The organism is Roseomonas indoligenes (genome assembly GCF_017813365.1).
In the GTDB taxonomy this organism is placed as follows: Bacteria; Pseudomonadota; Alphaproteobacteria; order Acetobacterales; family Acetobacteraceae; genus Roseomonas; species Roseomonas indoligenes.
In genome coordinates this window covers 317,082-339,692 of record NZ_JAGIZA010000005.1, presented here as the reverse complement: position 1 = coordinate 339,692, position 22,611 = coordinate 317,082, and the positions used below count along the sequence as shown (strand labels likewise).

At 71.9% G+C, this 22,611-nt stretch carries 27 protein-coding genes and 1 other RNA gene; 17 read left to right on the top strand and 11 right to left on the bottom strand.

Annotated features, from left to right (window positions below; genetic code table 11):
* The first annotated feature begins 54 nt into the window (after positions 1-54).
* Positions 55-981: a manganese catalase family protein gene (locus J5Y10_RS11295; RefSeq protein WP_209373573.1), complete on the top strand. Its 927-nt coding sequence runs from the start codon at positions 55-57 to the stop codon at positions 979-981.
* Between the two features lie 69 nt (positions 982-1,050).
* Here the strand turns inward: J5Y10_RS11295 and J5Y10_RS11290 are convergent, their stop codons facing one another.
* Positions 1,051-1,434, bottom strand: a complete 384-nt coding sequence (locus J5Y10_RS11290) for a hypothetical protein (protein WP_209373571.1) — start codon at positions 1,432-1,434, stop codon at positions 1,051-1,053.
* 83 nt (positions 1,435-1,517) lie between these two features.
* The gene (locus J5Y10_RS11285) at positions 1,518-2,627 is read right to left on the bottom strand and encodes a lysine-2,3-aminomutase-like protein (protein WP_209373569.1); all 1,110 of its coding nucleotides are present in this window, start codon (positions 2,625-2,627) and stop codon (positions 1,518-1,520) included.
* Between the two features lie 105 nt (positions 2,628-2,732).
* Between J5Y10_RS11285 and epmA the strand changes: the two genes are divergently transcribed.
* The 3 genes from epmA (at position 2,733) to J5Y10_RS27825 (ending at position 6,307) form a co-directional block, all read left to right on the top strand.
* Positions 2,733-3,752: an EF-P lysine aminoacylase EpmA gene (gene epmA / locus J5Y10_RS11280; RefSeq protein WP_209373716.1), complete on the top strand. Its 1,020-nt coding sequence runs from the start codon at positions 2,733-2,735 to the stop codon at positions 3,750-3,752.
* Positions 3,753-3,870: 118 nt separating this feature from the next.
* Entirely contained in the window at positions 3,871-5,079 is a 1,209-nt protein-coding gene (locus J5Y10_RS11275) for a nucleotidyl cyclase domain-containing protein (protein WP_209373567.1), read from the top strand.
* A 64-nt stretch (positions 5,080-5,143) separates the two neighbouring features.
* Positions 5,144-6,307, top strand: coding sequence for a tellurite resistance TerB family protein (locus tag J5Y10_RS27825; RefSeq protein WP_245214550.1), 1,164 nt, complete (start codon positions 5,144-5,146; stop codon positions 6,305-6,307).
* A 7-nt stretch (positions 6,308-6,314) separates the two neighbouring features.
* On the opposite strand, the gene J5Y10_RS11265 is transcribed toward J5Y10_RS27825, so the two are convergent.
* Positions 6,315-7,019, bottom strand: coding sequence for an FkbM family methyltransferase (locus tag J5Y10_RS11265; protein WP_209373565.1), 705 nt, complete (start codon positions 7,017-7,019; stop codon positions 6,315-6,317).
* 84 nt (positions 7,020-7,103) lie between these two features.
* On the opposite strand from J5Y10_RS11265, the gene J5Y10_RS11260 reads away from it, so the two are divergent.
* On the top strand, positions 7,104-7,373 hold the full coding sequence (locus J5Y10_RS11260) for a hypothetical protein (protein ID WP_209373563.1): 270 nt from the start codon (positions 7,104-7,106) through the stop codon (positions 7,371-7,373).
* A gap of 85 nt (positions 7,374-7,458) precedes the next feature.
* Here J5Y10_RS11260 and thiE read toward each other — a convergent pair whose 3' ends face one another.
* On the bottom strand, positions 7,459-8,082 hold the full coding sequence (gene thiE / locus J5Y10_RS11255; RefSeq protein ID WP_209373561.1) for a thiamine phosphate synthase: 624 nt from the start codon (positions 8,080-8,082) through the stop codon (positions 7,459-7,461).
* 32 nt (positions 8,083-8,114) lie between these two features.
* Here thiE and J5Y10_RS11250 point away from each other — a divergent pair, with 32 nt between their 5' ends.
* On the top strand, positions 8,115-8,483 hold the full coding sequence (locus J5Y10_RS11250) for a VOC family protein (RefSeq protein WP_209373559.1): 369 nt from the start codon (positions 8,115-8,117) through the stop codon (positions 8,481-8,483).
* A 42-nt stretch (positions 8,484-8,525) separates the two neighbouring features.
* Here the strand turns inward: J5Y10_RS11250 and J5Y10_RS11245 are convergent, their stop codons facing one another.
* The 3 genes from J5Y10_RS11245 to J5Y10_RS11235 form a co-directional block, all read right to left on the bottom strand.
* On the bottom strand, positions 8,526-9,443 hold the full coding sequence (locus tag J5Y10_RS11245; protein ID WP_209373557.1) for a class I fructose-bisphosphate aldolase: 918 nt from the start codon (positions 9,441-9,443) through the stop codon (positions 8,526-8,528).
* Between the two features lie 107 nt (positions 9,444-9,550).
* A complete protein-coding gene (locus J5Y10_RS11240; RefSeq protein WP_209373555.1) occupies positions 9,551-9,799 on the bottom strand; it encodes a hypothetical protein in 249 nt (82 codons plus the stop codon).
* A gap of 69 nt (positions 9,800-9,868) precedes the next feature.
* Positions 9,869-10,168 carry a hypothetical protein gene (locus tag J5Y10_RS11235; protein WP_209373554.1) on the bottom strand — a complete coding sequence of 100 codons (300 nt, stop codon included), beginning with the start codon at positions 10,166-10,168 and terminating at the stop codon, positions 9,869-9,871.
* A 277-nt stretch (positions 10,169-10,445) separates the two neighbouring features.
* Between J5Y10_RS11235 and J5Y10_RS11230 the strand changes: the two genes are divergently transcribed.
* The 6 genes from J5Y10_RS11230 to J5Y10_RS11205 all read left to right on the top strand — a co-directional run bounded on the left by J5Y10_RS11230 (position 10,446) and on the right by J5Y10_RS11205 (position 15,514).
* Positions 10,446-10,742, top strand: a complete 297-nt coding sequence (locus tag J5Y10_RS11230; RefSeq protein ID WP_209373553.1) for a hypothetical protein — start codon at positions 10,446-10,448, stop codon at positions 10,740-10,742.
* A gap of 44 nt (positions 10,743-10,786) precedes the next feature.
* The gene (zapA, locus tag J5Y10_RS11225; protein ID WP_209373552.1) at positions 10,787-11,116 is read left to right on the top strand and encodes a cell division protein ZapA; all 330 of its coding nucleotides are present in this window, start codon (positions 10,787-10,789) and stop codon (positions 11,114-11,116) included.
* 57 nt (positions 11,117-11,173) lie between these two features.
* Positions 11,174-11,327: non-coding RNA, 6S RNA (ssrS, locus tag J5Y10_RS11220), on the top strand.
* The gene (locus J5Y10_RS11215; protein ID WP_209373551.1) at positions 11,314-11,940 is read left to right on the top strand and encodes a 5-formyltetrahydrofolate cyclo-ligase; all 627 of its coding nucleotides are present in this window, start codon (positions 11,314-11,316) and stop codon (positions 11,938-11,940) included. Before ssrS ends, J5Y10_RS11215 begins: the two co-directional genes overlap by 14 nt.
* Positions 11,937-12,758, top strand: a complete 822-nt coding sequence (locus tag J5Y10_RS11210) for a TIGR00282 family metallophosphoesterase (RefSeq protein WP_209373550.1) — start codon at positions 11,937-11,939, stop codon at positions 12,756-12,758. The genes J5Y10_RS11215 and J5Y10_RS11210 overlap by 4 nt, the downstream gene beginning before the upstream one ends.
* Before the next feature lie 245 nt (positions 12,759-13,003).
* On the top strand, positions 13,004-15,514 hold the full coding sequence (locus J5Y10_RS11205; protein WP_209373548.1) for a mechanosensitive ion channel domain-containing protein: 2,511 nt from the start codon (positions 13,004-13,006) through the stop codon (positions 15,512-15,514).
* Between the two features lie 107 nt (positions 15,515-15,621).
* Here the strand turns inward: J5Y10_RS11205 and arfB are convergent, their stop codons facing one another.
* Together arfB and J5Y10_RS11195 are read right to left on the bottom strand one after the other, a co-directional pair.
* Positions 15,622-16,050 (bottom strand): alternative ribosome rescue aminoacyl-tRNA hydrolase ArfB, encoded by a 429-nt coding sequence (gene arfB / locus J5Y10_RS11200; RefSeq protein WP_209373546.1) that lies wholly within the window; start codon positions 16,048-16,050, stop codon positions 15,622-15,624.
* A 9-nt stretch (positions 16,051-16,059) separates the two neighbouring features.
* Positions 16,060-16,689: an MSMEG_1061 family FMN-dependent PPOX-type flavoprotein gene (locus J5Y10_RS11195; protein WP_209373543.1), complete on the bottom strand. Its 630-nt coding sequence runs from the start codon at positions 16,687-16,689 to the stop codon at positions 16,060-16,062.
* Positions 16,690-16,928: 239 nt separating this feature from the next.
* Between J5Y10_RS11195 and J5Y10_RS11190 the strand changes: the two genes are divergently transcribed.
* The 3 genes from J5Y10_RS11190 to ruvA are packed head-to-tail and all read left to right on the top strand — an operon-like array spanning position 16,929 to position 18,795.
* Entirely contained in the window at positions 16,929-17,678 is a 750-nt protein-coding gene (locus J5Y10_RS11190; protein WP_209373542.1) for a YebC/PmpR family DNA-binding transcriptional regulator, read from the top strand.
* The gene (gene ruvC, locus J5Y10_RS11185) at positions 17,675-18,190 is read left to right on the top strand and encodes a crossover junction endodeoxyribonuclease RuvC (protein WP_209373541.1); all 516 of its coding nucleotides are present in this window, start codon (positions 17,675-17,677) and stop codon (positions 18,188-18,190) included. The genes J5Y10_RS11190 and ruvC overlap by 4 nt, the downstream gene beginning before the upstream one ends.
* Complete coding sequence (gene ruvA, locus J5Y10_RS11180; RefSeq protein ID WP_209373540.1) at positions 18,187-18,795, top strand: Holliday junction branch migration protein RuvA; 609 nt, start codon at positions 18,187-18,189, stop codon at positions 18,793-18,795. The genes ruvC and ruvA overlap by 4 nt, the downstream gene beginning before the upstream one ends.
* 187 nt (positions 18,796-18,982) lie before the next feature.
* Here the strand turns inward: ruvA and J5Y10_RS11175 are convergent, their stop codons facing one another.
* On the bottom strand, positions 18,983-19,228 hold the full coding sequence (locus J5Y10_RS11175) for a hypothetical protein (RefSeq protein WP_209373539.1): 246 nt from the start codon (positions 19,226-19,228) through the stop codon (positions 18,983-18,985).
* Positions 19,229-19,413: 185 nt separating this feature from the next.
* On the opposite strand from J5Y10_RS11175, the gene ruvB reads away from it, so the two are divergent.
* A complete protein-coding gene (ruvB, locus tag J5Y10_RS11170) occupies positions 19,414-20,454 on the top strand; it encodes a Holliday junction branch migration DNA helicase RuvB (protein WP_209373538.1) in 1,041 nt (346 codons plus the stop codon).
* A 74-nt stretch (positions 20,455-20,528) separates the two neighbouring features.
* Complete coding sequence (locus J5Y10_RS11165) at positions 20,529-21,683, top strand: ABC transporter substrate-binding protein (protein ID WP_209373537.1); 1,155 nt, start codon at positions 20,529-20,531, stop codon at positions 21,681-21,683.
* Between the two features lie 93 nt (positions 21,684-21,776).
* On the opposite strand, the gene J5Y10_RS11160 is transcribed toward J5Y10_RS11165, so the two are convergent.
* Entirely contained in the window at positions 21,777-22,337 is a 561-nt protein-coding gene (locus J5Y10_RS11160; protein WP_209373535.1) for a PEP-CTERM sorting domain-containing protein, read from the bottom strand.
* Between the last annotated feature and the right edge of the window lie 274 nt (positions 22,338-22,611).

Below are 22,611 nucleotides of genomic sequence, written 5' to 3'. Positions count from 1 at the left end.
CCAGGACAGTCCCACCCGTTCTTCAACGCAACCGCCTTCGTTGGAGACCAACCTATGTTTATGCGCGTCGACAAGCTCCAGGCCGAGCTTCCCCCGCCCAAGAAGCAGGATCCCAACGCGGGCGCTGCCTTGCAGGAGCTGCTGGGTGGCAAGTACGGCGAGATGTCCACGCTCGGGAACTACATGTTCCAGAGCTTCAATTTCCGTTCCAAGGACAAGCTGCGCCCCTTCTACAGCCTGGTGGCCTCCATCACGGCGGAGGAGCTGGGCCATGTGGAGCTGGTGAGCAACGGCGTCGCGATGCTCAACAACGGCCCGGACGTGCCCGGCGCCGATCAGGGCGATGGCGGCGATATCTCCATGTCGCCCTTCGAGGCGATGAAGGAGATCCGCTCCGCCGCCTCCTTCCTCTCGGGCGCCGGCGGCTCGATGCCGGTGAACAGCAACTCCATGTCGTGGAACAACGACATGATCACGACGACGGGCAATGTCGTCGTGGACCTGCTGCACAACTTTCACCTGGAATGCGGCGCGCGGCTGCACAAGCTGCGCGTCTATGAGACGCTGTCCGATCCGACGGGTCGCGAGGTCTGCGGCTATCTCCTCGTCCGCGGTTCCGTGCACGCGCATGCCTACGCGCTCGCGCTGAAGCAGATCACGGGCGTGGAGCTGGAGAAGTTCCTGCCGACGCCGAACATTCCGCTGAGCAAGATCCCGGAGTGCCAGAAGTACCTGCAGGAGGGCTCGCACCGCCGGCTCTATACCTGGAGCCCGAATGACTACAAGGAGATCGCGGGCATCTGGGGGAATGGCGAGCAGGCGCTGCCGGCCGATCCGCCGGGCGAGCTGACGGTGGTGGACGGCATGCCCGAGGGCGGCAAGATCCACCAGCTTGTCGGCGTTCCCTCCGCCTTCACGCCGGACTATGCGCCGGAGGAAATGTTCGAGATCGCGACGAAGCTGTACAAGAAGTCGCGTTGATCGGCTCCAGGCCGGTGAAGGGGCCCGGGTGGCATGTGCCGCCCGGGCCCTTTCTCGTTTGGATGCAGGTCAGGCGTCGGTCTTCCTCGTGCCGTCCGGGGCAAGCATGTCGCGGAGGTCCGGCAGGTACTCGGCGTGCAGGATGTCTCCTCCGTCAGGGTACATGACGAAGATGTCCCAGGCGCCGACGATGCCTCTCAGCAGTCTCTCCATGTCGATGGCGTGGACAAGGTGCCGGGGGACGCGGGCAAGTGCCTGGCGGCTCTCCGCGACGGTCACGCACATCCGGTCGGGCCGGGGAGACTTGGTGATGAAAAGCTGCAGCTCGTCGCCCTCCGCCACGGCGACGACGAAGAGGCGCGAGTGGACGAAGACGGGCAGGACCTCGGTCATATCGCGCCGGGCGCGCGCCTCCGCGAAGGCGGCCTTCAGCGGGGTGGGAACAGCTTCCATCGGCCTCACGTCCTCAGCGGTCGGGAAAGCAGCATAGCGCGAGGCTGTCGTTCCGAAACCGGTTCGTTCGATGCGGCGCGGGATCAGCCTGCCGTCGGGCTGCCCTCCGAGGTCGCCCCGTCCGCCTGGAAGTGCCCGCCGCCGAGCGGGCCGCGCACCTGCCACCCACCCTCGGCGCGCTCCGCGAAGTCCGGGCCGATCGGGGCCTTTCCCTGGCCGCCCGGCAGGTCCAGGGCGTAGGTGGGCCAGGCCAGGCCGGTGACGCGGCCGCGGAGGGATGCCAGCAGGGCGCGGCCTTCGGCGATCGGCACCTCGAAGCGCGCGGTTCCCGGGGCGCGGTCCAGCTGGTGCAGGTAGTAAGGCTTCACCCGGCACTCCAGCATCGCGCGGAGCAGGGCTTCCAGGCTCTCGGCGGTGTCGTTCACACCGCGCAGAAGGACGGTCTGGCCGAGCAGGGCGACGCCGGCGCGGGAGAGGCGGCGCAGGGCGGCGCGGGCCTCCGGCGTGAACTCGCGCGCGTGGTTGGCGTGCAGGCAGAGGAAGAGGGCGGTTTCCGTGTCCAGCGCCTCTGCCAGGGCATCGTTCACGCGGGCGGGGTCGGCAACGGGCACGCGGGTGTGCAGGCGGATGATGCCGATATGCGGCATTGCCGACAGGCGGCGGATGATGTGGCCCAGCCGTCGCGGGGAGAGCATCAGCGGGTCGCCGCCCGTCAGGATGGCTTCCTTCACCTGCGGATGGGCAGCGAACCAGTCGAGCGCGGCTTCCAGCTCCGCCTCGCTCAGGACACCGCCGGAGGGGCCGACCTGTTCGCGGCGGAAGCAGAAGCGGCAATAGACCGGGCAGGCCAGGAGGGGCTTCAGCAGTGCGCGGTCGGGGTAGCGATGGACCACGCCCGTCACCGGGGTGTGCGGATGGTCGGCGATCGGGTCCTCCAGCTCCAGCGGGGAGGCTTCCAGCTCCGCCGGGTGGGGAAGGTACTGGGCGGCGATGGGGTCCTTGGGATCGGAGGGGTCGATCAGGGCGGCCATCGCGGGGGTGACGGAAACGGCGTAGCGCGCCGCCACCGCGCGCAGCGTCGGCAGGGAGCCGGGCGGGACCAGGCCGGCGGCCGCCAGGGCGTCGGCATCGCGCAGGGGGCGCGCGGCCGGTTCCGGCAGAGGGCGGTTCGGGGGGAGGGAGCCGTCGGGCATGGCGGGGGCTGGTAGCCCGGGACGGGTGGTTGTGTCACGGGAAGCCTGCGGAACGGAGGCCCGAGCGTGGCGTATGACCCTCTTCCCCCATGGCACCCGGAGGCTATGGCGGCGCGGCTGCCGGCCTTGCGGCGGCGGGCGGCGCTGGTCCGGGAGACCCGGTCTTTCTGGGAGGACCGGGGCCTGATGGAGGTGGAGACGCCCTGCCTCGTGCCCGTGCCGGGGATGGAGGTGCACCTGCACGGCTTCCGCAGCCGCTTCGAGCCGCATCTCGGGCGCGGGGAGGGGCAGGATCTGTGGCTGCGGACCTCGCCGGAGCTTGCGATCAAGCGGCTGCTGGTGGGGGGCGCGGGAAGCGTCTTCGAGTTGGCGCGGGTCTGGCGGAACGGGGAGGTCTCGGCCCGACACGCACCCGAATTCACGATGCTGGAGGTCTACCTGCTCGGCGCCGGGCTGGAGGGGCTGATGGACGCGGTGGAGGACTATCTGCGCGCCGTGCTGCCACCCCGCGTGGCGCATGCCGGTGTGGAAACGGACCTTTCCGCCCCCTTCGAGCACGTGACGGTGGCGGAGGCCTTCGCGCGCGTGGGGGTAGACGTGCTGGCCTCCGTCGATCCCGTCACGGCGGAAGGGGATGCGGCCGTGCTGGTGTCCTCGGCGCGCGGTGCGGGGCTTTCCGTGCCGGAGGGGCTGGGGTGGGAGGACCTCTTCTTCCGGCTGATGCTGGAGCATGTGGAGCCCGGGCTCGGGCGCGGGCGCGGGACCTTTCTGACGCACTGGCCGGCGCCGCAGGCGGCGCTGGCCCGCCGAGACCCGGCCGATCCGCGCGCGGCGCTGCGCTTCGAGGTCTTCGCGGCCGGGCTGGAACTCGGCAACGCCTTCGACGAGCTTCTGGACCCGGCCGAGCAGGCCGCGCGCTTCGCCCGCGACGTGGCGGAGCGGGAGGCGCTGCATGGCGCCGCCTGGGGCGTGGACGAGGACTTCATCGCGGCGCTGCGGCAGGGGATGCCGCCCGTGGCGGGGATCGCACTGGGCTTCGACCGCTTGGCGATGCTGGCGGCCGGGGTGCCGGACCTCGACGGGGTGCGCTGGCTGGGCGGGTGGCCTTACGGGGCTCCGGGTTAAGGCAGGTATATTCCGAAGCATGAATTCAACCGTAAGTTGACCTTTGAGGTTCGATGCTCATGCTCCGGTCGGCGGCATGGGGCGGGCGCATGATTCCCTGGGACAGGACATCCTGGCGTTGAGCGGGGCCGCGCTGCTGCTGCTCCAGGCGATTCTCTACTTCGGCACGATGGCGGTGCTGTTCCGGGCGCGCGGGGCGCTGGGAACCGGCGTCTTCGTCTGCGGCCTGGGGGTAATGCACTTCCTGGAGACGTATCTGGCGGCGGTGTTCTTCATCCAGCTGCCCTTCGGGCTGATCTCGCCCGGCTCCGTGGTGCTCTTCTCCGGCAAGCTGGCGATGGTGCTGCTGCTCTACGTGAAGGAGGACGCGGAGGCGGTGCGCCAGCCCGTCTACGGGCTGCTGATCGGCAACATGCTCGTCGTCGCCACCTGTCTCCTCCTGCGCTTCTACACGCCCGTGACGTTCGGCGGCGCGCCGCCCGATGTCGGCTTCGTCGACCAGATGGGCGTGCTGATGGTCTGGGGCACGCTGCTGCTCTTCGTGGACAGCCTCATGCTCGTCCTGCTGTACGAGGGGGTGGCGCCGCTGTTCGGGCGGCTGCACGGGCTGCGGATCATCTTCTGCCTGGCGGTGGTGCTGACCTTCGACCAGCTCGCTTTCTTCGCCGTGCTGCGGCTGGTGGCGGGGGTTCCGCTGGCGGCGCTGTTCGGCGGCTGGGCCGCAAAGATGGGGGCGGCGCTGGTCTATGGCGCGCTGCTGGCGGGTTATCTCCGCCACTTCGAGACGCGGGGCGATGCCGGCATGCGGCGTCCTCTGGGCGACCTTTTCGAGTTGCTGACCTACCGGCGCCGGACGGCGGCGGAGCGGGGGTTGCGGCGGGATCCCGCGACGGGGGCGCTCTCTTCCCACCTTCTCGGGGCGGTGGGGGCGGAGCGGTTCCGGCAATCCCGGCGGCGGGGGCGGGGGATCGGGCTGCTGCTGGTGGAGCTCTCGGCGCCTGAGGAGGGTGTGCCGATGCGGGATCTGGCCCTGGCCCTGGCCGGCGCGCTGCGGATGGACGACCTGGTGTTCCGGCATGGTGCCCGGAGCTTCGCGCTGCTGCTGGACGGGATTCCGCCGCATGCGGCGCAGCGGCTGGCGGAGGACCTGCCGAGGCTGATCCCGGAGCGCCTGGGGCCGCAGGACCCGTTCCACCCCGGACCCGGGGCGGCGTTGCGGGTGGGCGTGGCCGCTGGGCCGGGCAGGGCGGAGGATTTCGCAGCGCTGCTGCGGCAGGCGGAGGCCGGTCTGGGGCAGGGTGCCGCCCGGGCTGGCGCCACCGCCTGAAGGCGTGGCGGCGCATCGAAGCGCGGGCTGTCGCGTTTCTCCGGTCTGATCGGGAGAGACGCTAATGTTTGATACGAAGGGGCTGCTGGACGGATTCCTCGGAGGAGGCTCCGGTGGCGGGCGCTGGACGGACTCCCGCGGGGGCGGCGGGATCGGCAGCCTTGGCGGCGGCGCGGGCGGTGGCGGATCGCTGCGGGACGTGCTGGGGGGCCTGTTGGGCGGCGGGATCGGCAGCCTTGGGAGCCAGGGCGGATCGCGTGGCGGCGGCATGTTCGGCGGGCCGATCGGCAGCCTCGGCGACGAGGGCCGGTCGGGGAGCGGGGGCGGTTTCTTCGGCGGCCCGATCGGCAGCCTGGGCGATGAGCGCGACACGGCCGGCACCGTGGCGACGCCGGGCCGGGCGGGCGACCAGGACAGCGACCGGAGCGGTGGCGGCTTCTTCGGCGGACCGATCGGCAGCCTCGGTGGTGCCGCGGGCAGCGGGACCGGCGGTGGGCTCGGTGGCGGCCTTGGGGGAATGCTCGGCGGCGGCATCGGAACGGCCGCGGCCGGCGGGCTGCTCGGCTCCCTTCTCGGCGGTGGCCGGCGCAGCGGCGGCGGCGGGCTGCTGCGGATGGGCGGCATGGCCGTGCTGGGCACGCTGGCTTATCGCGCCTGGAAGCAGTGGCAGGATTCCCAGGCGCAGGGTGGCGCACCGGCGCCGTCCTCCATGCCTTCCGGCTCGGCCTCAGTTCCTTCGACGGGCCCCTGGTCCGGCGCCGCACCCGCGCAGGGCGCGCCCGCCCTGCCGCCCCCGACGGAGTTCGCCCGCGACGACGCGCCGGGGGCGGACGGGCATCCCTTCGGGCTCTCCCTTATCCGCGCGATGATCGCGGCGGCGAAGGCGGACGGGCACCTGGACGATTCGGAGCGCAACCGGATCTTCGACGAGGTGGAGCGGCTGGGCCTGGATGCCGATGCCAAGGGCTTCGTCTTCCAGGCGCTGGACGCGCCAGTCGATCCCGCCGCGATCGCGGCGATGGCGCGCACGGATGCCCAGAAGTCCGAGATCTACATGGTCTCCCGGCTGGTGGCGGAGCCGGACACGGCGGCGGAGCGTGCCTATCTGGACGCGCTGGCGCATCGGCTGGGGCTGGCCGCCGGTCTGCGGCAGTCCCTGGAGGCCCAGGCCGCGGAGGCGCACCAACTGGTGCAGTCCGGCGAGCTGAGCGCGCCGCAGCAGGGCTAAGCCGGCCTTAGTGTTGGAGGAGCGCGCGGGCTTCCGCCGCGCGCTCCAGCGGCCAGGCGTAGAAGTTGAAGATATAGGGGTCCGAGGCCTCGAACACCGAGGGGTCGGGGCTCGCGCGCTGCATGGTCGGGCGATGCAGCGCCGCCATAGGGTGCCAGCGGCCCTGGTGCGCGAAGCAGGTCTCGTATCCCAGGGCGTCGAGGAAGGCGGGCACGGCCCAGGTGCAGCCTTCCGCGTGGCGCTCCTCCAGTTCCAGGGTCAGGACGGGGCGGCAGCGGGCCAGGGTTTCCCGCGCGCCGCGCAGAACGGCGTATTCGGCGCCCTCCGCGTCGATCTTCAGCGCGGTGAGGTCCGGGATCGAGAGGCTGTCCAGGGTGATGACGGGAACGGGGTTCCGGCGCACGGACACCCGTGCGCTCTCATGCGCGGCGTAGCCCTTCGCGGTGCTGGCCCATTGCCACTGCGGCACGCCGTCCAGCACTGGGACGGACAGATCGAGCACGCCCGGCGCGTCGCCCAGGGCTTCCGCGCGGATCGTGATCCCGCCGGCGCGCCCCGCCAGCACCGCCCGGGCCTCGGCCAGAGGCTCGAAGGCGATCACCCGCGCGCCTGGCAGGGCGGCGAGGGGAAGGGAGAGAAGGCCCTCATGCGCACCGACATCCACCAGCGTGCCCGGGCGGTGCAGGGCGGCGAGGAAGGTCAGTTCGTCCATGGCACGGTCTTGGCCGGGGCCACGCCGCGGTGCAACCGGGGAAAAGGGGGGGCGTTGACCGGGGGATCAACTCGGAGGTCCACCATGCGCATTCTTGCCATCGCGGCGACCGCTGTGCTCGTCGCTGCTCCGGCCCTGGCCGACATGCGGGACGGCCGCACCAACCACCGCTCCCCCGGCCCGCCGATCGACCGGGGCGGCCGCACCGCGGATTCGGATCGCGCCTACAACGGCGGCGGCATGGTGCTGGAGGGCGCGCCGGGCGCTCCGGCCCCGATGCCCCAGCAGACCGCGCCTGCCGGCTCGATCACGCCGGAGGGCACGCGTTCGCCGGGCGTTTCCATCGTCCGCTAGGACCGGTTCCCGTCCGGCCCGAGGGCCGCGCCTCCTGACCGGGGGGCGCGGCCTTTCGTGTTTCCGGGCCGTGGATCCGGCCGGCTCAGGCCGCGGCGATGGCGGCGTTCATCGCGCGCACGCCGGCGGCGGGACCTTCCCGATGGCTCCACACCGCGCCGACCACGGCCAGGAAATCGGCGCCGGCGCGGACCAGCGGGGCGCAGTTCTCCGCGGTGATGCCGCCGATCGCGACGCTCGGGATCTCGAAGAGCGAGGACCACCACTCCAGGATCTCGGGCTCGGCATGGTGCTGGGCGTCCTTGGTCGTGGTGGGGAAAAAGGCGCCGAAGGCGACGTAGTCGGCCCCCAGTTCCCCCGCCTCCATCGCGAGGTGGCGGCTGGCATGGCAGGTGATGCCGAGGGTGCCGTCCTTCAGCAGCTGCCGGGCGCGCGCGTGGTCGCCGTCCTCCTGGCCGAGATGGGCGCCGTCGCAGCCCGTGCGCGCGGCCAGTTCGGCGTTGTCGTTCAGCAGGAAGGCGACGTCCCGCGCCTGCGCCACGGGCCGCAGCGTGTCGATGGCGCGGCGCACCTCGTCCTCCGGTGCCTCCTTCAGGCGGAGCTGCAGGCAGGCGACGTCGCCGGCATCCAGCGCGCGGGCGAGGTCGTCCGCGAAGGTCGCGAGGTCGATGCGCGGCGGGGTGATGAGGTAGAGTCGGCAATCGGTCATCGAGGGGAGGGGGTCCGGTGGGCTTCGGTGGGGTGATACCATGCCTTCGCTACCGCGACGTGGCGGGCGCGATGGCCTTCCTGCAGGACGCGTTCGGCCTCGCCGAGCACGCGGCCTATGCCGGCGAGGGCGGGTGGATCGAGCACGCGGAGAGGGTGTCCGGCACGGGCATGGCGATGCTCGGCTCCGTCAAGGAGGACGGGCAGGGTTGGCTCGGCGTGGCCGAGGTCGGCGGCTTCACGCAGACGATCCATGTCGTCAGGGACGATGTGGACGCGCATTGCAGGCGGGCGCGGCAGGCCTGGGCCGAGGTGGTGCGGGAGCCATTGGGCGAAGGCTATCGCGGACGCGGCTATGCGGCGCGCGATCCCAAAGGGCATGTCTGGTTCTTCGGCACCTAGCGGCCGTGAGGGGCGGCCCCGGAGGGGCGCCCGGCGTGCGGATCAGGCCTTGTAGACCTCGATGATGTCGGAGAGCAGCTTCAGCGCCTCCGCCTTCGGGCGCTGGAAGGTGTTGCGGCCGATAATGGAGCCGTTGCCGCCGCCGGCATGGATGCCGCGCGCCATCTCCACCATGGCTTCGCTCGTCCCGGACTCGCCGCCGGAGAAGACGACGAGGCGACGGCCGCCGAAGCAGGCCTGCACCACATGCGCGATGCGGCCAGAGAGGGTGCCGATGTCGGGCACGGGGCTCTTCTCGTAGGTCTTCTTCGCCGCATCGAGGAAGATCGCCTCGGCGGGCGGCTTCACCTTGATGATGTGGGCGCCGAGAAGGGCGGCCATGTGCGCGGCATAGGCGCAGATGTCGAGCGCGGTCTCCCCGACCTTGTCCAGCATCGGGCCGCGCGGGTAGCTCCAGACCACGACGGCGAGGCCGGAGGCCTTCGCCTCCTCGGCCAATTCGCGCAGCTCCTCCATCATCTCGAACTGGTACTCGCTGCCCGGGTAGATGGTGAAGCCGATGGCGGAGCAGCCCAGGCGCAGGGCGTCCGCAACCGTGCCCGTGACGGCCTGGTCCTTGGTGGTGGAGAGCGAGTTGCTGCTGTTCACCTTCAGGATGGTCGGGATGGCGCCGGCATAGGTGGCGGCGCCGGCCTCGATCATGCCGAGCGGGGCGGCATAGGCGTTCAGCCCGGCTTCGATCGCCAGCTCGAAGTGATAGCGGGGGTCGTAGGCCGCGGGGTTGGGGGCGAAGGAGCGGGCGGGGCCGTGCTCGAAGCCCTGGTCCACTGGCAGGATTACCATGCGGCCGGTGCCGCCGAGCCGGCCCTCCATCAGGATGCGGGCGAGGTTCGCCTTGGTGCCGGGATTGTCGCTCTCGTACCAGCCGAGGATCTCGCGGACCTTGGGGGTGAGCTGCATGGGGCGGGTTCCTCCTCTGCCGGGGCCTTGAGGGCGGGCGGGGGGAGTAAGCCGCAGGGCGGCAGGGTTGTCACGGGCCCCGGGGGAGAGGGCCCGTGACCGTCGCATCAGCCGTTGTTGCCGTTCCCGTTCGGCTGCTGCTGCTGTTGCTGCTCCCGGCGCTCGGCCGCGTGGCGGCGGTGGACGCCGACGGCACAGCCGACCGCGGCGCCGGCGACCGCGTGGCCGCTGCCAACGAAATGTCCGGCGACCGCGCCCGCCGCGCCGTCCTTGATGCAGCCGCCTTCCCGGGCCTGGGCGGGAAGAGCGGCCGCGAGCGTGGCGGCAAGGAGAGCGGCGGGAAGGAGAAGGCGCATGGCGGAGTTCCTCGGTGGGGATGGGCTTTCTCAACGCCATGGCAGGCCCGGCGCGGCGTGGAGACGGGGTTAAAGCTCCGTCACGGAGACCCCGAGATGGCGGGCGAGGATCGCCAGGCCGCCGGGCTTGCCGAGGTCCAGGCGCGAGAGGTCCAGCGCCTCCGGCGGCTCGGGTAGCAGGGCGGCGCCGACCTCCTCGGCCGCGGCCCGGACGGCGGGGAAGGCGGGGTGGGCAGGGTCCAGCACCAGCAGGCGCCAGCCCTGGCGCAGCGCGTCCAGGGCCAGGCCGGGGGCGCTGGCGCAGTCCAGCGCGGCGCGGTGGGGTGCGCCGGGATGGTGCGCCAGGGCGCGGGCGATCATAGCCGCCACGACAGCAGCCCCGGGCCATGCGGCGGCCCCGGGGGCGGAGAGGAGGAGCAGGCCTGAAGGTGGGGCAAGGGACAGGGCCGCAGCGGCTTCCCCGGCGGAATGGAAGCGGACGGCGGGCAGTGCCGCGGTTGACCCCCTTGCGGGGGGATGCGTAAAGCCATCACGCTCACGTGTCAGGACCGGTCGCAGGGATCCTGGCGGCTCGGTTGCTTCCGGCACGGAGCGCTCGGTGTTGACTGGCCCGTCGTCTGGCGCGGGCCCGGAGGTTGGGGGCGGCATGTCGGACAGCCTGGCAGAGGCGGCCGCGCGTTTGGAAGCGGCGGTGGAGCGGCTGGCGCGGGCTGCGGCCGCGATGCCGCGCGTGGAGCCCTCCCCGGTGGGCGTGCCGGTCGAGGAGGTGGCGGCGCTTTCGGCACGGCTGGAGGCGACCATTGCCCGGTTGCGCGCCGCCCTGCCGGAAGGATCGCCGATCCTTGCCGAGGAAGGGCTGGACGAGGACGCCGCCTTCGACGAGGCAGGGCTGCCGGAGGATGAAGGCGGCGCGAGCGGCCCCACCGGCCCGAACCTCGGATGATCGGCGAGGCTAGACGATTCTTGATGGCGTTGGAGGGCTAGGCTTTGGGACAGGTGACGGTTCGCGTCGGCGGCTACAGCCATCCCGTGTCCTGCGAGGACGGGCAGGAGGCGCATCTCGTCGCTCTGGCGGCGGAGGTGGACCGCCGCGTCTCCTCCGTGCGGACCATGGGCGGATCCTACGGCGAATCGCGGCTGCTGCTGCTCGCCTCCCTCCTGCTGGCCGACGAGGTGCACGACCTGAAGGTGGAGCTGGCCCAGGCGCGGGCGGGGATGCTGCCCCCGGCGGCGCCGACTGATCCGCGGCTGGCCGAGCGGCTGGCGCGGGTGGCGGAGCGGATCGAGGGGATCGCCACCGACCTCGGGAAGGGCTGAGCGGGAAATCCCCGGCGCGGTCTGGCGGAAGAGGGTGCGCGGCACTAGATAGGTCGGGCGGGGCTGCCTTTCGCGCCAGGCAAACGATCCCCTGGGCCAATAAGCACCCTCCGGGAGCTGGCTCTGTCCGGGCCCTGGTCCGGATATCTGGCGCCCACCTGCGTTAGCAGGCCTTGGAGGACGAATCGCCAGCGGTCATGGCGGCTCCGCACTTCTCCCCTACCGGTACCGGCGACGACGCCGCGCTGCGCGCGGCCAAGATCGTGGCGCGCGAGGAGGCCCAGGCCCGGCGCGCGCGCGCCGATGCGGCAGGCACCGGGCCGGCGCTGGCGGCGCATGTGCTGCGGTACGCGCCGCCGCCGGCGGGTGCCGTGGTGGCCGGGTTCTGGCCAATGGGACACGAGATCGACGTCCGGCCGCTGATGCGGGCGCTGGAGGGGCGGGGGCACCGGCTCTGCCTTCCCCGTACCCCGAAGCGCGGCCTGCCGCTGGATTTCCGGGCCTTCGCCTTCGGTGATCCGATGGCCAAGGGTCCCTTCGGGACGCTTCAGCCCGGCGAGGATGCGCCGGTCCTGGCGCCCGACTGGGTGATCGTGCCGCTTCTGGCCTTCGACCGTGCCGGGCAGCGGCTGGGCTATGGCGGCGGCTACTACGACCGGACCCTGGCGGCGCTGCCGGCGGTGGGGACCCTCGGCGTGGCCTTCGCCTGCCAGGAGATGGACAGCGTGCCCTGCGGGCCGCATGACGCCCCGCTGGACGCGGTGGCGACGGAGCTTGGCGTGATGCGGTTCGGAATTTTGCCGGGTGGGGGTTCGGCGGCTTGAGGATCCTGTTCCTGGGCGATGTGGTCGGGCGCGCTGGGCGTGATGCCGTGGTGTCCCGCCTGCCGGGGCTGCGGCGGGAGCTTTCCGCCGATCTCGTCGTGCTGAATGCGGAGAACGCCTCGCACGGCTTCGGGCTGGCGCCGGACATGGCGCGGGCCTTCCTGGAAGCGGGCGCGGATGTGCTGACGCTCGGCAATCACGCCTGGGACCGCAAGGAGATCGTTCCCTATATCGAGGGCGAGCCGCGGCTGATCCGCCCGATGAACTACCCGCCCGGCACGCCCGGCCGCGGGGCGACCGTGGTGGATGTGCCGGGCAAGGGGCGCGCCCTGGTGATGCAGGTGATGGGGCGGCTGTTCATGGAGCCGCTGGACGACCCCTTCCGCGCCGCCCAGGCGGAGCTGGCGCGGCACACGATGGGCGCGGGCGGGTCCGTGCAGGCCGTGGTGGTCGATATCCACGCTGAGGCGACGAGCGAGAAGCTCGGCTTCGGGCACTCCTTCGACGGGCGCGTCAGCCTCATCTGCGGCACGCACACCCATGTGCCGACCGCGGACCACCAGGTGCTGGAGGGTGGCACGGGCTATGTCAGCGATGCCGGCATGTGCGGCGACTACGACAGCGTGATCGGCATGGGGAAGGCCGGGGCCTCCATCCGCTTCTGGCGCAAGGTGCCGGCGGAGCGGCTGGCGCCCGCGGAGGGCGAGGCGACGCTCTGCGGCGTGCTGGCGGAGACCGACGACACGACGGGGCTGGCGATCCGGGTCGGGCCGGTGCGCCTGGGCGGGCGGCTTTCCCAGATCATGCCAGGGTTCTGAGGCCGGGGTGGGGCCGGGCGCCCCTTCCGCCTTCGCAACTGCAACCAAGCGACCCCTTTGCCCGCTTCTCCGGGGAGTGCGCTCCGCGGCCCGATCGGCTGGCGGGGGAATTCTGCCGTGCCCGGCCATGCGCGGCGCCCAGGGGGCGCGGCGGCCGGACGTGACGCCCCGGGGGCCAGGAGCCCTCGTCTGCCATCCAGTCCTGGCCCGACGCGGTCCAAACGGCCTCTGGAGTATCCCAAGGAATGCAGCAGCTTCTCCTTGCCCTGAACCCCTTTGCTGGGCTGGCCTCCCGTGGTGGCCGACCCGGTACATCTCTCCTAAGGAGGGTGGGCTGGGGGGCCGCTGCCCTGATCCTGGTGGCGGGTCTGGCGATTGGCGCCGGCCCTGCCCGGGCACAAACGGGCCTTGCGGCGGCTGCAGGGGCGGAAGCGCTGACGCCGGAGCAGGCGCGCAACGCGCTGAGCATCCTCGGGGACGATACCCGCCGGCAGCAGGTGCTGGACGCGCTTCGCGCCATCGCGGGCGTGGAACCGGGCCATGTGGCAGCGCCGGCCCCTGCGGTCGGGACGGCGGCGCAGGGCACCCCGGCCGCGACGGCGGCTGCCCCGGCGGCGCCTCCCTCAGACAAGGTTTCCCTGACCTCGGACAGTCTTCTGGCGGAGATCATCGCTGCCCTGTCCCACTGGCTCTCCGCCCTGTCGGGCCATCTGGCGGCTGTGGGGGCCACGGTCTCCAGTCTGCCACTGGCCTGGATGTGGCTGGTCCGGACCGCGACCAACCCCTTCGCTCAGTCCGCCCTCCTGGACGTCGCCTGGCGGCTGGCCGCTGTCGTCGCCCTGGCCTGGGGCGCGCGCTGGGTGCTGCGCCGCGCGCTGCGCCGGCCGCTGGCCGCACTTGAGCGGAGGGCGGTGGACAAGGCCGTGGCCCGGCGGACCGTCGCATCCACGAACGACGCCCCGCGGGTGGCGAGCCTGGCGGAGCTGCGGCTGATGCAGCGCCTGCCGCTCGCCCTGGTCCGGCTGGTGCTGGAGCTGATCCCGATCGGCGTCTTCGCGCTGGTCGGCAACCTGCTGCTGGCGACGCCCCTGGGCGATGGCGGGGTGACGGCGCTGATCATCATCGCGGCGGTGAACGCCTTCGTGATCCAGCACGTCATCATGGCGACGGGTTGCGCGGTGGTCTCGCCCCGATCGCGCTTCCTGCGGCTGTTCCGCATGTCCGACGAGACCGCGGCCTATGCGGAGGTGTGGCTGGGGCGGGTGACGGGGATCGCCATCTACGGCATGGCGGCGCTGGAGATCGCGCGCATCCTCGGCCTCTACCCGGCGGCCTATGATTCTGCCGCGAAGCTGGTGGTGCTGCTGAACCACGTGCTGCTGATCGTGGTGGTGCTGCAGTGCCGCCGCGGGGTCGCCGCGATGATCGACGCTCCGGCGGGGGCCACGGGCGGGCTGGCGCTGGCGCGGCGCTGGTTGGCGCGGGTTTGGCACATCGTGGCGGTGTTCCTGCTGCTCGCGCTCTGGTTCGTCTGGGCGCTGCGGATCGAGAACGGCTACGGGCTGCTGCTGCGCTATGTCGGCGCGACGGCCGCGGTGCTGGTGGTGGCGCGGCTGGTGGCGGTGACCGTGCTGGGCCTGATGGACCGCGCGTTCCGCATCAAGGCGGAGACGGCCCAGCGCCTGCCGCTGCTGGAGGGGCGCGCGAACCGCTACGTGCCGCTGCTCCGGCGCGGGATCTCCGTCGCGATCGGCGCCGTCACCGTGCTCGCCCTGCTGCAGGTCTGGGGGCTGGACGTGATGGAATCGTTCCGCGACGGCGGGCTGGGGCAGCGGGTTGTAACTTCCGCGCTCATCCTTCTTGTCGCGGGCGTGCTGGCGGTGATGATCTGGGAGGGTGTGAATGCCTGGATCGATCGCAACATCGCGGAGATGGCGCAGCGCGGGGACCGCGCGCGTTCGGCACGGCTGCGCACGCTGCTGCCGCTGCTGCACACCACGCTGCTGGTGCTGATCGTGGCGATCGTGGGCTTCACCGCGCTCTCGCAGCTCGGCGTGAACATCGCGCCGCTTCTGGCGGGCGCGGGAATCCTCGGCGTGGCCGTGGGCTTCGGGTCCCAGAAGCTGGTGCAGGACGTGATCACCGGGATCTTCCTGCTGCTGGAGAACACGATGCAGGTGGGGGACTGGGTGACCGTCTCCGGCCTCTCCGGCTCGGTCGAGAACCTGTCCATCCGCACCATCCGGCTGCGGGCGGGCGACGGGTCCGTGCACGTGATCCCGTTCAGCTCCGTGAGCACGGTGACGAACACCAACCGGGGCAAGGGCAATGCCGCCGTCTCCGTCACCGTTGCCTTCTCCGAGGATCCGGACCGCGTGGGGCGGGTGCTAAAGGAGATCGGGGCGGGGCTGCGCACCGATCCGGCCTTCAAGGACGGCATCCTCGACGATTTCGCCCTCTGGGGCGTGGACAAGGTGGATGGCGCCACCTTCACGGTCCTCGGGCAGATGGCCTGCACGGATACCGGCCGCTGGGGTGTGCAGCGGGAGTTCAACCGCCGCATCAAGCAGCGCTTCGAGGAGCTGGGCATCGCCATTGCCGTGCCGGCGCAGAGCGTCATCCTCTCCCGCTTCGCGCGGACGCCGGCCGAGGCGGAGGGCATCGGCGGACCGGAGAGGCGGCCTGAGCCGGTCGGGGCGGATGCCGGGGCGAAGACGCAATCGCCTCCGCCGACCGCCCTGGGGAATACGCAATAGGGCAGTTGCCGGGTTGGGTTCACGGCATCGGCCTTGACCGCAGGTGCCGTGGACTGTCGGCTGACGAAGATGAGGGCATCCGGGGCGACGCTGCCCGGCCGTGACCCTTATTCGTCCCGGATCCGGCCGCGGTTCCGCTTGATCCCGGACCGCACGCCCTTCTCGGCCAGGCGGCGTTCCTTGCTGCCCTTGGTCGGGCGGGTGGGGCGGCGAATGGGCGGGGGAGGGGCCGCGGCTTCCCGCACCAGGGCTTCGAGCCGGGCGCGGGCGGCCTCTCGGTTGCGGTCCTGCGTCCTGTGCTCCCGCGAGACGAGGAGGATGACACCTTCCTCGTTCATGCGGCGCCCGGCGAGGGTGCGGAGGTTGCCCAGGACGCGCTCGCTCAGCCCCGGCACGAGCGCGGTGTACAGGCGGAGCTGCACCGCAGTGGCGACCTTGTTCACGTTCTGCCCGCCGGGGCCGGAGGCGGCGATGAAGCTCTCCTCCAGCGCCGCCTCCGGGATCGTCAGGCTCCGGGAGATGCGCAGGTCGGGCACCGTATCAGGTCAGTAGAGGTTCTCGGCGCAGAAAGGGGCGGTCTCGTTGTCATAGACCTTCGCGTCGTAGGCGCCCTTGGTGTGCTCGGCGATCATCTCGCCGCCGGTGGGGGCGCCCGCCGCCTTTTCCCGGCCGGCCCAGAGCTCGGCCCGGAGCAGGGCGCGGGGGCACTGCATGAAGACCTCGGTGACGGAGACCACGAGGACCGTGGGGGGAACGGAGCGGCCCATGGCGAGGCGGCCGCGCAACTCCGGATCGGTGCTGATGCGGGCGGTACCGTGGACGCGGAGCGTCTCGCCCATGCCGGGCACGAGGAAGAGGATGGCGACGCGCGGGTCGTCCAGCACGTCGCGCAGGGCGTCGATCCGGTTGTTGCCGCGGCGGTCCGGCAGGACGAGGGTGCGCTCGTCCAGCAGGGCCACGAAGCCCGGGGCGTCGCCGCGCGGGGTGGCGTGGGGGCCGCGGTTGCCGACCGTGGAGAGGACGCAGAAGGGGGAGGCGGCGATGAAGGCCGCGCTCTTGCCCTCGATCCGGTCCGTGGCCTTGGCGAGCACCAGGGGGCGCGGGGCGTCGTAGAGGGTGGCGAGCGCCTCGTGCGAGGTCACGTCGAAGGGGTTGGCGGCGGGGTTGGCGTCCATGAGGACCTCGGGGAAGCGGGTTCCGGCAAGGTGAAGCGGTTCCCGGCGGCAAGGGCAAGCGCCGTTTCGGCCCGGGTGGCGCCGGGCGGGGGCGGTGATGTAGGATGGGGGTTCCCAGCCCCGCCGCGCGGGCCGCCCCCCTTCCTTGCCGGGGGCCTGGCCCCGGCGGGCCGGCGCGCGGCTTCCGGGGTCCCTCCGGGCCGGCGCGCCGCCGCCCGAGAAGGAACAGGACGCCGATCATGGCCGGCCATTCGCACGCCAAGAACATCGCACACCGCAAGGCCGCGCAGAGCGCCAAGCGGGCCCAGGCCTGGGGCAAGCTGATCCGCGAGGTGACGGTCTCCGCCAAGCAGGGCATGCCGGACCCCGCGCACAACCCGCGCCTGCGCGCCGCCGTGAAGGCCGCGCTGGTGGCCAACATGCCCCGGGACACCGTGGAGCGCGCCATCAAGCGCGTGGCCCAGGGCACGGACACGGAAAACTACGACGAGGTGCGCTACGAGGGTTACGGCCCCGGCGGCGTGGCCGTGATCGTGGAGGCGCTGACGGACAACCGGAACCGCACGGCCTCCGACCTGCGCTCCATCTTCTCCAAGAACGGCGGAGCGCTGGGGGAGATGAACTCCGTGGCCTTCCAGTTCGAGCGAGAGGGGGTGGTGCGCTATCTGCCCTCCGCCGGGGATGCCGACACGGTGCTGGAGGCCGCGATCGAGGCGGGCGCCCAGGACGTGGAGACGGACGAGGACGGGCACGCGATCCGCACGGCCGTGGAGGACCTTTTCGCGGTGCGCGACGCGCTGGAGGCGAAGCTGGGCCCGGCGGAGAGCGCGAAGCTGGAGTGGCGCCCCAACGCGACCGTTCCGCTGGACGAGGACAGCGCGCGCGGCGTGCTGAAGATGGTGGACGCGCTGGACGACCACGACGACGTGCAGAACGTCTATGCCAATTTCGACGTGCCGGACGAGATCCTCGAGAAGCTGACGGCTTGAGCGGGTCCGTCAGGATTCTCGGGCTTGATCCGGGCCTGCAGCACACGGGCTGGGGGCTTGTGGAGAGCACGGGATCGCGCCTGCGGCACCTGGGCGACGGGGTGGTGAGCACCAAGGCGGACCTGCCGCTGGCGGACCGGCTCTGCATCATCCATCGCGCGCTGACCGCGCTGATCGAGGAGATGCGGCCGGACGAGGCGGCGGTGGAGCACACTTACGTCAACAAGAACCCCGGCGCCGCGCTGAAGCTCGGCCAGGCGCGGGGCGTGGTGCTGCTGGCGCCGGCCCTGATGGGGGTGCTGGTGGCCGAGTACCAGGCGATGGAGATCAAGCGCGCCGTGGTCGGCACCGGGCATGCGGACAAGGTGCAGGTGCAGGACATGGTGCGCCGGCTGCTGCCGGGCGCCACGATGAAGCGGGCGGACGCGGCGGACGCGCTGGCGATCGCCATCTGCCACGCCAACCACCGCTCCTCCCGCATCGCGCTGGCGCGGGGGTATCAGCCGGCATGATCGGGAAGCTGCGTGGCCGGCTGGATTCCGTGCATGAGGGCGGGTGCATCCTGGACGTGAACGGGGTGGGCTACCTTGTCGCCGCCTCCTCCCGTGCCGTGGCGGCGCTGCCGCAGGATGCGGCGGGAACGCTGTGGATCGAGACTGTGGTGCGGGAGGACGCGATCACCCTCTACGGCTTCGCCGATGCGGCGGAGCGGGACTGGTTCAGGCTTCTCACGGGAATTCAGGGCGTGGGGCCGAAGGTGGCGCTGGGGCTGCTCTCCGCCCTCTCCCCGCGCGACCTGGCGGCGGCGATCCTGGAGGGGGACCGGGGCAGCCTGACGCGGGCGCCGGGCGTGGGGCCGAAGCTGGCGGTGCGGCTGCTCTCCGAGTTGCGGGAGAAGGTGGGGGGAATGCCCACCGGCGATGCCGCCTTCGTGGTGCCGGCGGCGCCGACGCCGGAGCATGGGGCGGCGGCGGACGCGGTCTCCGCGCTGCTGAACCTCGGCTGGCGGCGGCCCGAGGCGGCCTCCGTGGTGGCACGGGTGCAGGACCGGCTGGGGGAAGGCGCAGACCTGAACACCTTGATCCGCGAGAGCCTGAAGGAAATGGCGCCGCGCTAGGCCGCCATTCGGGGCAGCCGATCCAACTCGGCCCGGCGCTGCTCGATCACCACCGTGTCCTCGATGGAGGAGGGTTCGCAGGGCGGGCGTGCCGGCAGGCCCGCTGGCATCGCGCCGAGGATCGGCGCCAGCCAGAAAAGCGGGAACTGCCCGACATGGAGGCCGCGCCCGGGAATGCATGCCCGGCTCAGGCGGGTTCCGCCGCCCGGACGGGCGCCGTTGCCGCGTCCTTCGGCGTGAGAGACCGCGCGTCGGGGTCTGCGGGGGGCCTTCCGCGGGAGGCGCGCGTGGTCGGTGCGGGCTTTCCCTTGCGCCGGGACGCCCAGGGCTCCGCAACGGCGAGGCCGAGGACGGCGAGCGCGATGGAACCGACCATCGCCACCAGGGGTAGCAGGACGACGTAGAAGGCGATGTTGGAGAGGTTCGGTGACATGCGGGCCTCTGGGGCGGTGAGCGGGAATCCTTCCCGTTGTTTGCCGGGCCGGGCCCGGCATGACGCCGCATCCTGGCCCGGGCGGCGTAAACGGAGCGTTGATGTGCCGGGCCCAGGCGGTTTTGCGGCGGACCGGGCAGGGGGCGGCCGCGACAGCGGGCTGCGGTCACGCTATGTTCCCCTGCATGAGCACGGATCGCATTACAGCCGGGAACCGGCAGGAGGAGGACGCGGCGGAAGCCACGCTCCGGCCACAGACCCTGGCGGACTTCACGGGCCAGCCTGCTCTGCGGGAGAACCTGTCCGTCTTCGTCCAGGCAGCGCGCGCGCGGGGGGATGCGCTGGACCATGTCCTGCTCTTCGGTCCGCCGGGCCTGGGCAAGACCACGCTGGCGCAGATCGTCGCGCGGGAACTGGGCGTGGGGTTCCGCGCCACATCCGGGCCCGTGCTGCAGCGGGCGGGGGACCTGGCTGCCATCCTGACGAACCTTCAGCCGCGGGACGTGCTGTTCGTGGACGAGATCCACCGGCTGCAACCGGCGATCGAGGAGACGCTCTATCCGGCGATGGAGGACTTCCAGCTGGACCTCATCATCGGTGAGGGCCCGGCGGCGCGGACGGTTCGGATCGACCTGCCGCCCTTCACCCTGGTGGGCGCCACCACGCGGGCGGGGCTGCTGGCCACTCCGCTGCGGGACCGCTTCGGCATCCCGCTGCGCCTGCAATTCTACACGCCGGAGGAGCTGGAACGGATCGTTTCGCGCGGGGCGCAGAAGCTGGGCTTCGAGCTGACGCGGGAAGGGGCCTGGGAGATCGCGAAGCGCAGCCGCGGCACCCCGCGCATCGCCGGGCGGCTGCTGCGGCGCGTGCGGGACTTCGCGGCGGTGGCCGGGCGGCCCGCAGACCTGGCGCTGGCGGATTCGGCGCTGCAGCGGCTGGAGGTGGATCGGCTGGGGCTGGATGCGATGGACCGGCGCTACCTGCGGCGGCTGGCCGACCACCATGGCGGCGGGCCGGTGGGGGTGGAGACCCTGGCGGCGGCCCTGGCGGAGAGCCGGGACACGCTGGAGGAAGTGATCGAGCCCTATTTGATCCAGGAGGGGCTGATCCTGCGGACCCAGCGCGGGCGGGTGCTGGGATTGCCGGGCTGGAAGCACCTGGGAATGACGCCGCCGCGCAGCGCGCTGGCCTCCCAGGGGGACCTGCTGGACGACCCGCTGGCCTGACGCCCTTCACCCCGGTCAGCTTGCCGCCTGGCCACGGCAGGGTTAACTGCGAACGGCTCGCAGGAACCCGGCGGATGGATGACGTGGCCCGAACCCTTCCCTCTCACCCACGTCCTGCCTTGCCTCGTCGCGCCGTGTTGGGGGTGGCCGGGGTGCTGGCGGTCGGTTCGGCGCGGGGGCAGGGGGCCTGGCCCCGGACCGTCACCGATGTCCTGGGCCGGCGGGTGACGATCAAGGCGCCGCCCCGCGCGGTGCTGCTGGGGGAGGGGTTCCAGCTGCTGAACCTAGCCCTGGTGCACCCCGACCCCGTCTCCATCCTCGTCGGGACCGGGGGTGAGCTGAAGCGGGTGGATGCGGCGATGGACACGGCGCTGCGGCGACGCTTCCCGGCGCTGGAGAGGGTGCCGGAGCTGACGGCCTCGGTGGGGCAGGGCTTCCCGGCGGAGCGCGCCTTGGCGCTGCGGCCGGATCTGGTGGTGCTCAGCGCCTGGCAGGCGAATTCGCAGGAGATGCGGCGGGCGGTGGAGCTTCTGGAAGGCTCGGGCGTGCCGGTGGTCTATGTGGACTTCTTCCAGCGGCCGGCGCGGAACACGGTGCCGGGCCTGCGGCTGCTCGGCGCCGCGCTGGGGCAGGAGGAGCGGGCTGAGGGCATCACGGCCTTCATCGAGGAACGGAAGGCCCGCATCGCCGGCGGTGTCGCGGCGAGAGGCGGGGAGGGGCCGCGCGTGCTTTTCGCCGCCTATGCCGGCCGCTGGCCCTGCTGCTGGGCGCCGGGGCCGGAGGGTTCGGTTGGGGAATTCCTGGTGGCCTTGCGGGCGCGGAACGTGGCTGCGGGCGTGGTTCCCGGGGGCGGAGGCTCGATCCCGGTTGAGAGCGTGCTGCTCTCGGGCGCGGAGGTCTTCATCGGCACGGGCACGGCGGTGCAGGGCGAGACCGCGGGCCTCCAGCTCGGCGGCGGGGTCTCGCCCGAGGCGGCGCGGGCCAGCCTGGAGGTGGTGATGCGCGCGCCGGAGCTGGCCGCGCTGCCGGCGGCAAGGGCGAGGCGGGCCTTCGGGCTCTGGCACGCCTTCACCCAATCCGCGATCAACATCGTGGCGGAGGAGGCAATGGCGCGCTGGGTGCGCCCGGAGATATTCGGGGCGCTGGATCCCGCGGCGACGCTGGCCGAGATCAACGGGCGCTTTTCCGCCTTCCCCTACGAGGGCAGCTTCTGGACCGGGCTGGGCTAGAGGCCATTCCGGCCGGCGAGGGGGCCTTGCGGGTTCCCGTTCCCTGCCGATGAGGCCCCGCTGGGTGGCAGGGCCTCGCCGTGTCGCAATGGATCAGCCGCGCGCCTTGCGGCGGACGAGCCCGAGCCCGAGCAGGCCCGCGCCGAGCAGGGTGATGGACATGGGCTCCGGAACCGTCACGGCGGCGGAGGCCTGGTAGGTGAGGTTGTCCATGTCCGGGTCGTAGAAGGCGCCGCCAAAGAAGACACGCACCTCGGTCAGATTCGTGAAGGTCGGGAACAGGACGGTGCCGACATCATTCCCGTTCACGACCTGCTGGGTGACCTGCTGCCCGTTCCGGTAGCCCGTGAAGGTATAGGGATCGCCGACATCGCTATGGTTGAAGAGGAGGCTGATGAAGTCGAAGGCGCTGCCCGTCGTGAAGGAGAAGTTCCGGTCTGCCCCGCTGCAGCAGGGCAGATCGAACCGGCCATTGGCGATGGGAACGGCCGTGGAGCCGAGGATCGGGGTGATGGTGAGGCCCTTCTCCGTATAGACGGGGTAGTTGCCCGCCGTGTCGAAGGTGAGGACGATCGGGGCCGCGGAGGCCTGGTTTGCGCCGGCGAGGCCGACAAGCGCCGACAGCACCGCCGCGGCGGAAAGAATGCGTTTCATCGCATGTCTCCAGTATGTGGAAGGATATCCACTGGAGAGAGGGACTACATGCGGCGTGCCAGGAATTTTATCGCGTACAATCAATGTTTTAGGTGAATGGCATCCCGGGTTCGTCAGGAAACCTGACACGAGCCGGGTTGCCGGCTGGCGGGATGCCGGGGCATGGGGCCGGCCCGGGGCGTAACGTCGACCCTGCCGCGATCGGCGTGAGGACGGGCCGATGCGGCCCGGGACCCCTGGGCGGGCGGCACGATTGGCGCTAGGGGCGGGCGCC

Bases quoted from the DNA above. Each gene is read 5' to 3' on its own strand.
- J5Y10_RS27825 (WP_245214550.1), top strand. From the start codon at position 5,144: ATGTTTGATACGAAGGGGCTGCTGGACGGATTCCTCGGAGGAGGCTCC.
- J5Y10_RS11290 (WP_209373571.1), bottom strand. From the start codon at position 1,434: ATGGAAGCTGTTCCCACCCCGCTGAAGGCCGCCTTCGCGGAGGCGCGC.
- epmA (WP_209373716.1), top strand. From the start codon at position 2,733: ATGGCGGCGCGGCTGCCGGCCTTGCGGCGGCGGGCGGCGCTGGTCCGG.
- ruvA (WP_209373540.1), top strand. From the start codon at position 18,187: ATGATCGGGAAGCTGCGTGGCCGGCTGGATTCCGTGCATGAGGGCGGG.
- J5Y10_RS11160 (WP_209373535.1), bottom strand. From the start codon at position 22,337: ATGAAACGCATTCTTTCCGCCGCGGCGGTGCTGTCGGCGCTTGTCGGC.
- J5Y10_RS11195 (WP_209373543.1), bottom strand. From the start codon at position 16,689: ATGGACGCCAACCCCGCCGCCAACCCCTTCGACGTGACCTCGCACGAG.
- J5Y10_RS11260 (WP_209373563.1), top strand. From the start codon at position 7,104: ATGCGCATTCTTGCCATCGCGGCGACCGCTGTGCTCGTCGCTGCTCCG.
- J5Y10_RS11230 (WP_209373553.1), top strand. From the start codon at position 10,446: ATGTCGGACAGCCTGGCAGAGGCGGCCGCGCGTTTGGAAGCGGCGGTG.
- J5Y10_RS11265 (WP_209373565.1), bottom strand. From the start codon at position 7,019: ATGGACGAACTGACCTTCCTCGCCGCCCTGCACCGCCCGGGCACGCTG.
- J5Y10_RS11285 (WP_209373569.1), bottom strand. From the start codon at position 2,627: ATGCCCGACGGCTCCCTCCCCCCGAACCGCCCTCTGCCGGAACCGGCC.
- J5Y10_RS11295 (WP_209373573.1), top strand. From the start codon at position 55: ATGTTTATGCGCGTCGACAAGCTCCAGGCCGAGCTTCCCCCGCCCAAG.
- J5Y10_RS11205 (WP_209373548.1), top strand. From the start codon at position 13,004: ATGCAGCAGCTTCTCCTTGCCCTGAACCCCTTTGCTGGGCTGGCCTCC.
- J5Y10_RS11175 (WP_209373539.1), bottom strand. From the start codon at position 19,228: ATGTCACCGAACCTCTCCAACATCGCCTTCTACGTCGTCCTGCTACCC.
- J5Y10_RS11165 (WP_209373537.1), top strand. From the start codon at position 20,529: ATGGATGACGTGGCCCGAACCCTTCCCTCTCACCCACGTCCTGCCTTG.
- J5Y10_RS11245 (WP_209373557.1), bottom strand. From the start codon at position 9,443: ATGCAGCTCACCCCCAAGGTCCGCGAGATCCTCGGCTGGTACGAGAGC.
- ruvB (WP_209373538.1), top strand. From the start codon at position 19,414: ATGAGCACGGATCGCATTACAGCCGGGAACCGGCAGGAGGAGGACGCG.
- thiE (WP_209373561.1), bottom strand. From the start codon at position 8,082: ATGACCGATTGCCGACTCTACCTCATCACCCCGCCGCGCATCGACCTC.
- J5Y10_RS11190 (WP_209373542.1), top strand. From the start codon at position 16,929: ATGGCCGGCCATTCGCACGCCAAGAACATCGCACACCGCAAGGCCGCG.
- J5Y10_RS11215 (WP_209373551.1), top strand. From the start codon at position 11,314: ATGGCGGCTCCGCACTTCTCCCCTACCGGTACCGGCGACGACGCCGCG.
- J5Y10_RS11240 (WP_209373555.1), bottom strand. From the start codon at position 9,799: ATGCGCCTTCTCCTTCCCGCCGCTCTCCTTGCCGCCACGCTCGCGGCC.